This window comes from uncultured Aquimarina sp., from assembly GCF_947492405.1.
Classification (GTDB): domain Bacteria; phylum Bacteroidota; class Bacteroidia; order Flavobacteriales; family Flavobacteriaceae; genus Aquimarina.
This window is the reverse complement of record NZ_CANLMP010000004.1, coordinates 32,286-45,493: the sequence shown is the minus strand read 5'-3', so window position 1 is coordinate 45,493 and position 13,208 is coordinate 32,286. Positions and strand designations below refer to the sequence as shown.

The following is a 13,208-nucleotide window of genomic DNA, read 5'->3' as shown; positions in this document are numbered from 1 at the left end:
ATGAGTTCAAAATTTAATAAAGAATTAAAAGAATTGGTCAGAGATCGAGTGATCTCACCTGAGATTTCAGATAAGATATCGTTGTATTATGATCATAAGCAAGCTGCTAAGCCTAATAGATTGTTTACCATATTTGGGGTTTTTGGAGCATTGCTCGTTGGATCTGGCATTATTCTGATGATAGCACACAATTGGGATGATTTCTCAAGAATGACAAAAACCATCGTAGCATTTGTTCCTCTTATTATTGGTCAATGCGCAGCTGGTTTTTCGATACTAAAAGATAAAAGTCGCACCTGGAAAGAAGCCTCAGGAACGTTTTTGTTTTTTGCTGTTGGAGCTAGTATATCTTTAGTAAGTCAGATTTATAATATATCAGGTGATTTAGGTTCTTTTTTACGCACCTGGGTGATACTTTGTTTGCCGTTGATCTATCTGCTTAGATCTAATGCAGTTACATTGCTGCTGATATTGTCAAGTACTTATTATGCTACAGAGGTAGGTCTTTGGAATTATAGAAATAATGAAACACCTTGGTTATATGTAGGTTTTATTTTGGCAATTATACCGCATTATTGGTCGCTTGTAAAAAATAATCTGCTCAGTAATACAACAACAATTTTTAGCTGGATCATACCCGCCAGTATTACAGTTGGATTAAGTGCATTTGTAAAAGGTAATGAGGAGCTAGGTTTTGTGATGTATATGACGCTCTTTGGAATATTCTATAATATAGGAAGATTGCCGGTATATAGAGAATTAAGAACACTAAGAAATGGACATCTAATTATCGGTTCCTTAGGAACTATTATTTTGTTAATGGTATTTACTTTCAGATGGCCCTGGAAAGAAATGTATGATATAACGATGTATGTTTCTCAAGAGTTCTATACTTCACTGTTTTTAGGAGGTATAGCGGTTGCTGTTTTGGTGTATACTATCATAAAAAAGGGAGCTCGATCCATAAATCTGTTTCAAGTATCATTTGTAATATTTTGGGCACTATTCTTCTTGCTATCAGATATGACTACATTACCTATGATCTTAACCAACGTATTGGTATTTATTTTAGGAATTACAGCCATCAAGATGGGTGCTGATAAATTTAATTTTGGGATTCTTAATTATGGATTATTAATTGTTTCCATACTGATAATATGCAGATTTTTTGATACGGATATGAGTTTTGTAATACGAGGACTGTTATTTGTTATTGTAGGTATTGGTTTTTTTATGACCAACTATATGATGCTAAAAAGACAACAAAAAAATAAGCAACTAAAAATACATTGAAATGAAAATCATTTATTTATTTATACTATTTGTTATAGTAGCACTAGCACAGATTTTTGTGCCAATCCAAATGGTTATGGACAGTGAGGATGTGATAATTTCTGGAGAAGCTTATAAGTTTAAAACCAGACCGATCGATCCAACAGATCCTTTTAGAGGTAAATATATTACACTACAGTATGAAATGAATCATTTTAATACAGAAGATTCTACCTATGTAGTAGGAGAGGAGATTTATATTTATCTTAAAAATGATAGTGAAGGTTTCGCAGAAGTTTCTCAGATCAGTAAAACACCTTTACAAACTGAAGCTGATTATGTGACTGCTCGAGTAACCTATTACTACAAAGGTAAAGTGAACTTTCAATTACCGTTTAATACTTTTTACATGGAAGAAACTAAAGCATATGATGCAGAGTTAGCGTATGCCAAAGCCAATAGGGATAATGTAACCAATAATGTATATGCATTGGTTTATATCAAAGGAGATGACGTAGTTCTCAAAGATGTATTCATAAATAATGTTTCTATAAAAAAGTATGTGGAGAAATAAAATTCTAGATTAGGATTAAACCTTTTTTAATAACAATAGTCATAATAACGAAGAACAAAAAAAGATGATTATTATGAAGATATTATTGAGAACACTAGTATTTGGTATTTTGTTGTCAACACTAACAGCGTCTTGTGCTACTACAGTAAGAGTACGTCCTGCGAATCGCGTAGTAGTTACCAAAGTACATAAACCAAGAATTATTGTACATAAGAACGTGAAGTATTACAGAAGTGGAGGTGTTTGGTATATAAAAAAGAATAGAAGATATGTAACTGTTGCAGCACCCATTGGCGCACGTATAAATGTATTACCTACAGGCTATAAGTCAATTAGAGTAAAAGGTGTTAGATATTATAAACACAAAGGAGTATACTACAAAAAATCCGGCAGGAGTTATATAGTAGTAAATGTATAGTAAGTTTTAGATTGAGTTGGTTAGTTTAGTTAAGAAAAATTCCTTGAGTTTTTTAAGTGAAATCTCGAGGAATTTTTATTAGTGAAACTCTGTTTTGAAAAGTTGCATAGCAATGCATTCAAAATAGATAGTTGAACTAATCCCGCTTTTTCATCGGGATCTCAGGTCTTATACTTCGAAGCTTATTTCAGAATTTTAAATATTATTTTCCGTTGAATATTTCGCGTGCTTAGCTCTAGGATGATTTACTTTTAAAAACAGTATTACCATACTACCAGGCTTCTTCAATTTTTATACGTTGTCCATTTTGATAGGAAGCTATAAAAGCGCCTCTAAAACCTAAACGAACTAATTCCCTACGAAATTTTTTGGCCTCAGATAATGAAGCAAAATTACCAAGTGCATATTTATTAAAACTACCAGCTTTGATTTCTTTAAAATTAACAAACTTATCAGAGTAAAGAGATAAATCTTTTTCCTCAAAAGCTCCAATTTGTACGGCGTATATTAGTTCATTTTGTAATGAGGCTTTCTCTTCTTCGTCATCAATTTCATTTCCTGAAGCATTAATCTCCTGATCCATTGATAAATTCTTGATCGTTTCCTCCAGTTCTGTGATTTTATTTTTAAGCATCGCAGACTGTTTATTAGATTCACTTTTAGAAATCATTCCATCAGAGGTGTCAAAGCCCATGAAATATACGGTTCCTGCAACTCCCAGAAGAGCAATAATACCTAAAATAATGGTAGCAATTTTAAATTTTCTGGCATTCTCCTGTTCGTCTCTAAGTGCTTTAATATGAGCATAGTCGGTAACACGTTTTTCTTCTTTAGCTTCATCTATTTGAACTTGGAAATCCAATAGTTCGTCATCACTAATATAAGGCATGATTTGTGGTTTTAATATGTTCAAATATAGGAGATTATTGTTTTATCCAAAAATTAAATTACTGATTAACCGTAATTGGTTCGATGCACTATGAAGTTTTATTGATTGAGATGTGAATTAATCATCAAATTATACAGGAAGCAAATCTTATGAAACCGAACTTTTTGGGTGTTAAATAAAACACATGTAGGATTTTTTGTCAAAAAAATAAAGAAAAAAGCGATTAATGTGTTTATGACGATTTTTAGTAACACCACATCGAATATTTTTAAGACCCAAAAATATTATGCACAACGGTGCGTTATTATTTTTTCGGTATTCTATTTTAACGATCCTCCCACCCTAATCGAAATAGAATACGGATGTTATTACCATACAAGAAACTTAACCATCGTGAACACAAAGATATACCCAAGGGTGCAATTGGTATTGTTTTTTCTTCTATCAAATAGACTATCGCTTTCAAAGCCTGGTCTAAAAGTGATTAAAAGGAATTTCGAGAACAGGTGTGCCAAAATTTCAATCCTTATTCAAAGAGTTACCGCTTCTTTTTTAAGAAATGTATACTCCGGGTTGTATTCCGTATTTGTTGACGATGCTTTTATAACCAACCGATTTAATGATCTCAACAATTATGATACGTAAACTGTTTTCTCATTGCGTAGCCTTGCTTTTATTTACATTTAGTTATAGCCAAACCGTGACTTTTCAAACGGATGATGGTTTAACAGCTAAAACTATATGCAAAGGAACAGAAATCCAATTAAATTTAAGTATTGATCCTCCAAGACCATCTGGTGGAACGAGCACTTATAATATACAATGGGAAAAAAGTACAAATCAAACTTTTATTAAAAATTGTCAGTTTCCTAGTACAGATGGTTCTTGTTCTTTTCATAGAGATATTCCAGAAGTTACTACTACATATACAGTAACCGTTAATGGAGGCTCCAGTGGCCCTGTGTCAGAAAGTATTGTCATTACTGTAGAGGACCTTTCTAATCCAGGGTTAGATACTACAATGTTTTTATGTGGTCGAACAGGTATTATTAATCTATTTGATGAATTAGACGGTGCTCCTGACCCGGGAGGTATTTGGAGCAATGGTACAGGAACCTATGATACTGCAGATCCTAATGGGGGAGCATTTACATATACAATCAGTAATGGAGGAGTTTGTCCCGAAGTCAGTGCAGTTATCACGGTAAAACCCTGTGGAGATAACGATTCTGATGATGATGGAGTTCCGGATGCTACGGATAATGATGATGATAATGATGGTATCCCGGATACTATAGAAGATGGGTTTTGTACAGCTGTAACGACCACTCCAATTTTTGTTTTAGAAGAAGATTTTGGTTTTGGAGGTCCTACCAGAAGTCGATATTCTGAAGGTTTAGGTTTAACCTACAATCCTCTTTTGCCAGATGATCGATTTAATGATGGGGAATATAATGTGGCAACCTCTACATATTTTAGAACAGCCGGAGGGTTTGATGCAACATTCCTATCTACAGATTTAATAGGCGAAGTCGATGCAAATGGAGATGTTGATGGTAGGTATTTGGCAGTTAATATGAAATCAGGTGTTTTTGCAGATAGGCCTGTTTTTGTAGTAGAAAACCTGCCGGTTACGCCTGGTATAGAGTATGATTTTAGTATGTCTATTGCCAGTTTAAATAATAATGCAGGAGAAATACCGGCCAACCTCACGATAGAAGTAGTAGACCAAGCTACAAATACAGCTATTTTTACACAAAATTCAGGAGATATACCCAATGGCACGGACAATTGGATTCTAGTACAAAGTTCTTTTATTCCGGATCCTGCGGTTAATGTTGTTGCTATACGAGTAATTAACAGGCAAGGTACGGATGGTGATGGTAATGATATCGGGATTGATAATATTTTCTTATCCACAAATGCTTGTGATTTCGATCGAGATGGTATTCCTAATTCCCAGGATTTAGATGCTGATAATGACGGTATTTATGATATTGTAGAATCTGGAAATGCAGCAGCAGATGGAAACGGAGATGGACGATTTGATGGAGGAATCAATGCCGATGGAACATCCACCACAGTAGTCCATAATGTTATTAATTCTGATAGTGACTCAAATCAAGATTTTCTGGATATCGATGCTGATGCCGATGGTATTATTGATAACATAGAAGGACAATCTACCACTGGTTATATTGCGCCAAGTGGTATCGATGGAGATTTTAATGGAGTGGATGATAGTTACGATACGAATGGTACAGCAATAACCCCTATAAATTCTAACACTACGGCAGCTCCTGATTATATAGATACAAACTCAGACCCAGTAACAGGTGATTGTTTGGATGATACTATAGAAGGGTATGATAATGATCAAGATGGAATTCCTGATACAATTGCCGGTGGAGCAGATAGTGATGGTGATGGACTGGATGATGCATTTGATGTTGTTGTGTTGGATAGGGTGACTGTACAAACGAATGCAAATAATGGAGGAACAGTTCCTACTGATTTTCCAAATAATCATAATCCTTTAACAGAAGAAAGAGACTGGAGAGAGGAAATAGGAGATGTAGATGTGGATCCGCTTGATATTATGATATGTAATGCTGTCAATTTATTTGATGAGTTACCAATGGGAACTTTAACGACAGGAACCTGGAGTGTACCAGCAACTGGTACTGTTTTAACCGGTGGTCATTTGGGAACATTAGATCCTACAATAGCAGGTATTTTGGATGGAGAATATATCTATACACTTCCGGTATTGGCCGCAGGATGTCCACCTATTAGATATTTAATAGATGTTACAATTGATGATACCTGTCAATGTCCAGATATAGAAGAGCCTGTAGTGTCGGCTACGCCTGTAACTACCTGTATAGATGCAACGCCTTTGCCTTCGGTAACTGTTACGCTTGCACCTGGTTTAGAAGGGCGATGGTATTTAGCTGATGGAGTAACTCCTATAGCTAGAGCTCAAAATACGGACACATTTACACCTTTGAGGACTGAGCTGGTAGTAGGTGATAATATATTTAGAGTAGAAGCATATGAACCTGTCGGAATGTGTACAAGTGATCTTGTAGATGTTATTATTACAGTTACGGCTCCTCCAGAAGCAGGAGAACCTAATGATATGCCACCAGTACCGGTTGCTTTATGTGAAGGAGATACCACGATGATTGACTTATTTGAAGAATTAACCGGAGAAGATGTTGGAGGTGTCTGGACAGATGCAACGAATACAGTTATTCCAGGTGGTACTATTTCTGCAAATGCAAACATTGCAGGAGACTATACCTATACAGTTACTAGTAATGGATGTACGGATACAGCGGTAATAAATGTAACTATTAGTACGGTTCCTAGGTTGGTGTTCGGAGCTACAAGCTGCGCTACGGACCGAGCTACTTATGATGTATCATATACTACTAATGGCACTTGGAATATCTCGGTAGCTCCTAATAGTGAAGGAATTGTTGATGTTGCCAATTCCATGATTACCGGAATTACAGCTGGAGTAGATATTACCATAACGGCAACAAATCCCGGTAATACAGCTTGCGAAGCGACGTTGGCAGTGACAGCACCCGATTGTAGTTGTCCCGATATCGTAGAACCTACAAATCCAAGTAACGAAAGTATATGTGTAGGTTCGGTAGCACCTCTTTTATCTGTAGATGTATTACCTGGCCAAACGGCAAATTGGTATGATGAAAATGGAAACCCCTTAATCACAAACAGTACAACATTTACTCCTACAGATACAGCAGCGGGGAATTATGTGTATAATGTAGAAGCTTTTGACACAGCAGAAAACTGTGCAAGTGATCGTATAGAGGTTTTATATCAAATTCTTGATGTTCCAGTTATTGATCCAATAGATCCAGTTGCTGCTTGTGAGTCGTATGAATTACCAGCATTGGCAATTGGAAATTATTTCACCCAGACCAACGGAGCAGGTACTCAGTTCAATGCCGGCGATATTATTGATGTTAGCCAGGTGATATATGTATATGCAGAAACAGCAACAACACCTAATTGTTTTGATGAAGAAGTATTAAATATTACCATAAATCCTTTACCTACTCCTGTAGCGCCGGTGAATTCTGGAGATCGTTTCTGCGAAAGTTATACGTTACCTGCCTTACAGAGTGGACAAAATTATTATACCGCAACTAATGGAGAAGGGACACAATTAAATTCAGGAGATGTTATCAGAACAAGTCAAACAATTTTTTTAAGAGAAGTAGATGGCAATGGTTGTGAAAATGAAGTTCCGTTTTTTGTAGAAATAACAAATATTGAAGAGCTAGAGATAGAAACAGGAACGATATGTTTAGGGCCAATTACTATAACTTCTTTTGTAATCGATACAGAATTAAACAATGCAGATTTTTCATTTCAATGGAGTTTTGAAGGAACTGTGATTCCCGGAGCTACGCAATCTCAATATGAAGCGACACAAGCCGGAGTCTATACTGTTTCATATACCGATGTTGTCTCTATGTGTTCTGGAAACTCGGATGTTACAATCACAGGCATTAATGATCCAGAAAGCTTAGATCTTCAATTATCCGCGGGAGCATTTTCGGATAACAGCGATATCATCGCGACAATTGTAGGCAATGGGACTTATGAATATATACTGGATAACGGAAGCCCTCAAGATAGTAATGTGTTTACGAATGTGTCCCTTGGGTTGCACGAGGTAACTGCTATAGATGTTACTGGTTGTGGCTCTATTACAGCCTCTATATTCGTAGTAGGATTTCCTACTTTTTTTACTCCTAATAATGATGGATTTAATGATCAATGGGGAGTTGTAGGAAATGCAGATACTCCGGAGATGGATATATACATTTTTGATAGGTACGGAAAACTACTTCAACAATTGAATAGGGATAATCAATGGGATGGTACATATGGAGGAAAACCTCTGCCAGCAACAGATTATTGGTTTGTAGCAGAATTTAGAGATGGATCAGCTACGTACAGAAGACACTTTACACTAAAACGATAATGGGAGTATTATTTCTCTATTTCAAAACAAGCAAGATGAAATTCACAAAAATAAATCTAGCAGCAATAATAACATTGTTGTTTATAGGATTTGGAAATGCCCAAGAAGGCTTATCTATATATTCAGATTACCTTACTGATAATTATTATCTACTACATCCATCAATGGCAGGAGCAGCTAATTGTTCTCAGGTTCGATTAACTGGCCGCAGAAACTGGATTGGAGAAGAAGATAGTCCAGGATTATATACGGCAGCATATAATGGTAGAATTGGAGATTCGCAATCAGGAATCGGTGCGATCGTTTATAATGATAAAAATGGATTTTCTTCCCAAACAGGAGGATATGTAACATATGCCCATCATTTGATGTTTTCTAGAAGCGAAGTTGATTTAAATCAACTGTCATTTGGGTTAAGTGCAGGAGTTATTCAATACAGATTGGATCAAACTAGATTTGACCCTAATGATCCTTTGGTAGGACCTGGGTCATTAAGTCAAAGTGAGTTTAATTTAGATGTTGGATTTTCATACAATCTGTATAATTTTTATACCCATGTTACGGTAAAAAACCTTTTAAAGAATTCTGGAGTTAATAATGATCTACAAGTAGTTAATAATTTAAGAAATTATCTAGTATCCATTGGGTATGTTTTTGATCGTCCGGGAAAAACTTTTTCATATGAACCATCCATATTGTATTCCTATAGGGATGGAGTACAGCAATCTAGTATTGATTTTAATCTAAAGGTTTATAGTGATATGAATTTCGGAAAACTATGGGGTGGATTATCTTATAGAAGAAGTTTTGATTCTATAGATTTTGTAGAAAATTCTGAAATACAAAGTCAGAGTCTGAATTATGTAACTCCTTTTGTTGGAGTTAATTTTGGAAAATACATGTTTGCATATACTTATTCGTACCAATCAAATCCAGTAACTTTTAATAATGGTGGTTTTCATCAAATAACATTGGGGATTGACTTTTCTTGTAGATCGAAAAAGTATGCGTGTTATTGTCCTTGGGTTGAATAGCTTTCTACTGTATTATGTTTTTTAATTAAATATTACATAATGGTTAACTTTTTTGCTTAGACGGAAAATAGTTTGATCTTTATTTAAAGCAGGGATAACATCAAGTTTATTGTTGTAAAATATTTTTGAAATAAAAATAATACACACAATGAATAGAAGAAATTTTTTCGAAAAATCTTTGTTAGTTACAGGAGGCTTTATGATAGCTCCTATGTATATAAGCTGTAACAATGACGATGATATTGACGTCAGTATTCCGGATCTTAATACAGATAATTTTTTTGAAGGAGTAGCAAGTTTTGACCCTACAGACTCTAAAGTGATCATATGGACACGATTTACTCCAGATTCAGGTAATTCTAACATTACTATTAGCTGGCAAATTGCTTTTGATCAAAATTTTGAAGATGTAGTACGAAGTGGTGAATTTATAACAGGAGCAGATAGAGATTATACCGTAGCAATAGATGTTCAGGAATTACCTTCTAATAGTCAATTTTACTATCGTTTCTTTGAATTAGAAACACAAACAATTTCAGTAATTGGAGAAACTATTACACTTCCTTCATCGGCAGATACAATAGCCGATGTAAAACTAGCTGTCTGTTCTTGTGCAAACTTTGCAGCTGGGTTATTTAATGTATATGGGGCAATGGCTAATTCTGAAGCAGATGTTATTGTTCATTTGGGCGATTACATTTATGAATACGGAGAAGGAGAGTATGGAACCAATGCGAATACCGTAGCCTTAGATAGAGTGCATAAACCGGCAAATGAAATTATTTCACTTACAGATTATCGAGCAAGATATAAGCAATATAGGAGTGATGCTCAACTACAATTAGCGCATCAGAAAAAGCCATTTATTTGTGTGTGGGATGATCATGAAGTCACAAATGATGCTTATAAAGAAGGTGCAGAGAATCATCAGGATTCTGAAGGATCTTACGAGACTAGAAAACAAATAGCAATACAAGTATATAGCGAGTTCTTGCCATTAAGATCAACAGATCCATCCAAAATCTATAGAACATTCGATTTTGGGAGTCTACTAAGTTTACATATGCTAGATACCCGAATTATAGGTAGAGATAAACAACTTTCTTATGATGACTTTTTTAGCCCTAGTACAGGATTGGATGCAGTGGCATTTCAGACAGCATTACAAGATCCTACTAGAACTTTATTAGGAGCAGCACAGTTGAATTGGTTATCTGGAGCAGTTTCAGCCAGTAATGCGAATTGGCAAGTTTTAGGTCAACAAGTATTAATGAGCAAGATGTTTATGCCAGCAGAGCTTTTAATTTTAATAGGAACACTCGTAGCAGAAATTGGGGCTTTAGGAAGTGCAACTTCCGAGACAACTGCAATGTTTCAAACAGCTTTAACTGAGTTAACAATGATTAAATCAAGACTTTTAGCAGGAGATCCAACACTAACATCAGACGAGGTTGCTAGAGTACAAACAGTGATTCCTTATAATCTAGATGCATGGGATGGATATTTTATCGAGAGAGAACGACTATTTACACTATTAGCAGGAAAGAAAACAGTTTGCTTAGCAGGGGATACACATAATGCCTGGTATAGTAAACTGAAAGATGCAACTGGTAAGGAAATAGGAGTAGAATTTGCTACTTCTTCGGTTTCTTCTCCGGGGTTTGAAGGTTTATTAGGAGTGGATGCCAATCAAGCTGAAGGTTTTCAGAAAGCGTTAGAAGTATTAATAGATGATTTACAATATATGGATGCCACGCAAAGAGGGTTTTTGCAAGTTACCTTTACAACTAGTAGTAGCAAGGCACAATGGAACTTCATTAATACCATTGCGGCAGAAAATTATACAGTAAGTGTTGGGAAAACAGTTTCTTATAGCTAGAACATTTCAATTTATCACTGTTTAATCAAAACGCAACCTCTGTAGGTTGCGTTTGGTTTTATATTATTTTGAATGAAATTGATTTTTAACTATTCAAGAATTTTATTCATTGAATAGTTAAAAATAATATGTTTTACTCAGCGACCTCTACGATAAGACTATCATCAGTTTTAGTAACTTTAGTAAGACCTAGTTTAGAAAGTCCTTTCATACCTTTGTCCCAAGCTTTGTTGCTTAAACCAGAAGCAGTTTTTAGATCAGCCAAAGGCATCATTTGTTCTTTCTTGATAATTTCAAAAATAGCTTTTTCATTATCATTGAGAGATTCTATAATATTTGCCTGTGCGGCTCGCACCTCTGGTCGCATCTGCGGGAAGAACAATACCTCTTGTATAGATTGATTATTCGTTAAATACATAATCAACCTATCCATACCAATTCCCATTCCAGAAGTTGGTGGCATACCATATTCTAATGCTCTGATAAAGTCATTATCGATAAACATGGCTTCATCATCTCCTTTTTCGCTTAATTTTAATTGTGCTTCAAAACGTTCACGCTGATCGATAGGATCATTAAGCTCAGAGTATGCATTGGCAATTTCTTTTCCACACACCATAAGCTCAAAACGCTCTGTAAGTTCTGGATTATCTCTATGTTCTTTGCATAAAGGACTCATTTCTTTTGGATAATCTGTAATAAATGTTGGTTGGATATAGTTTCCTTCGCATTTTTCTCCAAAAATCTCATCAATCAACTTTCCTTTACCCATGGTTTCATCCACTTCGATCCCCATTCCTTTGGCCGCTTCTCTAATTTCTTCTTCAGACTTTCCTGTGATATCAAACCCTGTAAAATGTTTGATAGAATCTGTCATGGTCACACGAGCATACGGTGTCTTAAAGTTTATTTTATGTTCTCCAAAAGTAGCATCTGTAGTACCATTTACTGCTATTGCACAGTGTTCTACCAGATTTTCGGTAAACTCCATCATCCAGTTGTAGTCCTTATAGGCTACATAAATTTCCATAGCGGTAAACTCCGGATTATGGGTTCTATCCATTCCCTCATTTCTGAAGTTTTTAGAAAACTCATAGACCCCTTCAAAACCACCAACGATTAATCGCTTTAGATATAACTCATTAGCAATACGCATGTATAAAGGTATGTCTAGAGAGTTATGGTGTGTTATAAATGGACGTGCAGAAGCACCACCAGGAATTGGTTGCAGAATAGGTGTTTCTACTTCAAAATATCCTTTGGTATTAAAAAACTCACGCATAGCGTTAAAGAGTTTTGTCCTTTTTACAAATACATCTTTTACACCGGGATTGACGACTAAGTCTACATAACGCTGACGATATCTCAACTCTGGATCGGTAAATGCATCGTGAACCTTACCATCTGCATCTGTTCTGGGTTGAGGTAGTGGTTTAAGCGTTTTACTTAATAAAGTAAAATCTTTTACCATCACTGTTTTTTCACCAACTTGTGTGGTAAAGAGCTCACCTTCTACACCAATAAAGTCACCAATGTCCAGTAATTTCTTATAGATTTCGTTGTATTTGGTTTTGTCTTCACCAGTACAGATTTCGTCTCTGTTAAAATATACCTGTATACGGCCATTAGAGTCTTGTAATTCTGCAAAAGAAGCTTTCCCTTGTATACGTCTGGACATTAATCTTCCTGCGATGATTACCTTTTTTCCTTCTTGGTATTGCTGTTTTATATCCTCAGAAGTATGATCCACAGGAAATAATGCTGCCGGATATGGATTGATACCTAGGTCACGCAGAGATTGTAGTTTCTCTCTTCTTACAAGTTCTTGTTCTGATAATTGCATAATGCTGCCGTTTTAAGCGTGCAAAGATACGAAGTATGATATAATCTTTCAATTGATTTTTAAGGATAGTCGGGACAATCGCATGTAAGAATGTTCTAACACACTACAAAAATTAATTTTCTATGAATTAGGGCGTCCTGGCGGGCTATCCAATACAATTCCTCGCACCTCTCCGCCACAGCGGATCAGGCTGCGGGATTTCCATTCCTATCCCTGACGCATATCCAATGTATAATCCGCGAAGTGTGAGGTTCTCGAACCCTGAACCTA

General features: G+C 35.6%; 8 protein-coding genes. 6 read left to right on the top strand and 2 right to left on the bottom strand.

The genetic code is table 11. The annotated features are described in order from the left end of the window. From Q0829_RS14880 to Q0829_RS14870, 3 genes are all read left to right on the top strand, one after another. Positions 1–1,293 carry a DUF2157 domain-containing protein gene (locus Q0829_RS14880; RefSeq protein ID WP_298544475.1) on the top strand — a complete coding sequence of 431 codons (1,293 nt, stop codon included), beginning with the start codon at positions 1–3 and terminating at the stop codon, positions 1,291–1,293. Position 1,294: 1 nt separating this feature from the next. Further along, positions 1,295–1,846: a GDYXXLXY domain-containing protein gene (locus Q0829_RS14875; RefSeq protein WP_298544473.1), complete on the top strand. Its 552-nt coding sequence runs from the start codon at positions 1,295–1,297 to the stop codon at positions 1,844–1,846. A gap of 73 nt (positions 1,847–1,919) precedes the next feature. Continuing rightward, positions 1,920–2,264: a DUF6515 family protein gene (locus Q0829_RS14870; RefSeq protein ID WP_298544471.1), complete on the top strand. Its 345-nt coding sequence runs from the start codon at positions 1,920–1,922 to the stop codon at positions 2,262–2,264. A 271-nt stretch (positions 2,265–2,535) separates the two neighbouring features. Here Q0829_RS14870 and Q0829_RS14865 read toward each other — a convergent pair whose 3' ends face one another. Beyond that, positions 2,536–3,153 carry an SPOR domain-containing protein gene (locus Q0829_RS14865; RefSeq protein WP_298544469.1) on the bottom strand — a complete coding sequence of 206 codons (618 nt, stop codon included), beginning with the start codon at positions 3,151–3,153 and terminating at the stop codon, positions 2,536–2,538. A 619-nt stretch (positions 3,154–3,772) separates the two neighbouring features. On the opposite strand from Q0829_RS14865, the gene Q0829_RS14860 reads away from it, so the two are divergent. The 3 genes from Q0829_RS14860 (at position 3,773) to Q0829_RS14850 (ending at position 11,095) form a co-directional block, all read left to right on the top strand. Next, positions 3,773–8,182, top strand: a complete 4,410-nt coding sequence (locus Q0829_RS14860; protein WP_298544467.1) for a T9SS type B sorting domain-containing protein — start codon at positions 3,773–3,775, stop codon at positions 8,180–8,182. Positions 8,183–8,217: 35 nt separating this feature from the next. Continuing rightward, complete coding sequence (locus Q0829_RS14855; RefSeq protein ID WP_298544464.1) at positions 8,218–9,216, top strand: type IX secretion system membrane protein PorP/SprF; 999 nt, start codon at positions 8,218–8,220, stop codon at positions 9,214–9,216. 148 nt (positions 9,217–9,364) lie between these two features. Continuing rightward, the gene (locus Q0829_RS14850; protein ID WP_298544462.1) at positions 9,365–11,095 is read left to right on the top strand and encodes an alkaline phosphatase D family protein; all 1,731 of its coding nucleotides are present in this window, start codon (positions 9,365–9,367) and stop codon (positions 11,093–11,095) included. Between the two features lie 133 nt (positions 11,096–11,228). Here the strand turns inward: Q0829_RS14850 and lysS are convergent, their stop codons facing one another. After that, positions 11,229–12,938, bottom strand: coding sequence for a lysine--tRNA ligase (gene lysS / locus Q0829_RS14845; RefSeq protein WP_298544460.1), 1,710 nt, complete (start codon positions 12,936–12,938; stop codon positions 11,229–11,231). Between the last annotated feature and the right edge of the window lie 270 nt (positions 12,939–13,208).

What these genes read in the sequence shown, in the direction of transcription:
- lysS (WP_298544460.1), bottom strand. Translation starts at nt 12,938, where the DNA reads ATGCAATTATCAGAACAAGAACTTGTAAGAAGAGAGAAACTACAATCT.
- Q0829_RS14850 (WP_298544462.1), top strand. Translation starts at nt 9,365, where the DNA reads ATGAATAGAAGAAATTTTTTCGAAAAATCTTTGTTAGTTACAGGAGGC.
- Q0829_RS14855 (WP_298544464.1), top strand. Translation starts at nt 8,218, where the DNA reads ATGAAATTCACAAAAATAAATCTAGCAGCAATAATAACATTGTTGTTT.
- Q0829_RS14875 (WP_298544473.1), top strand. Translation starts at nt 1,295, where the DNA reads ATGAAAATCATTTATTTATTTATACTATTTGTTATAGTAGCACTAGCA.
- Q0829_RS14865 (WP_298544469.1), bottom strand. Translation starts at nt 3,153, where the DNA reads ATGCCTTATATTAGTGATGACGAACTATTGGATTTCCAAGTTCAAATA.
- Q0829_RS14870 (WP_298544471.1), top strand. Translation starts at nt 1,920, where the DNA reads ATGAAGATATTATTGAGAACACTAGTATTTGGTATTTTGTTGTCAACA.
- Q0829_RS14880 (WP_298544475.1), top strand. Translation starts at nt 1, where the DNA reads ATGAGTTCAAAATTTAATAAAGAATTAAAAGAATTGGTCAGAGATCGA.
- Q0829_RS14860 (WP_298544467.1), top strand. Translation starts at nt 3,773, where the DNA reads ATGATCTCAACAATTATGATACGTAAACTGTTTTCTCATTGCGTAGCC.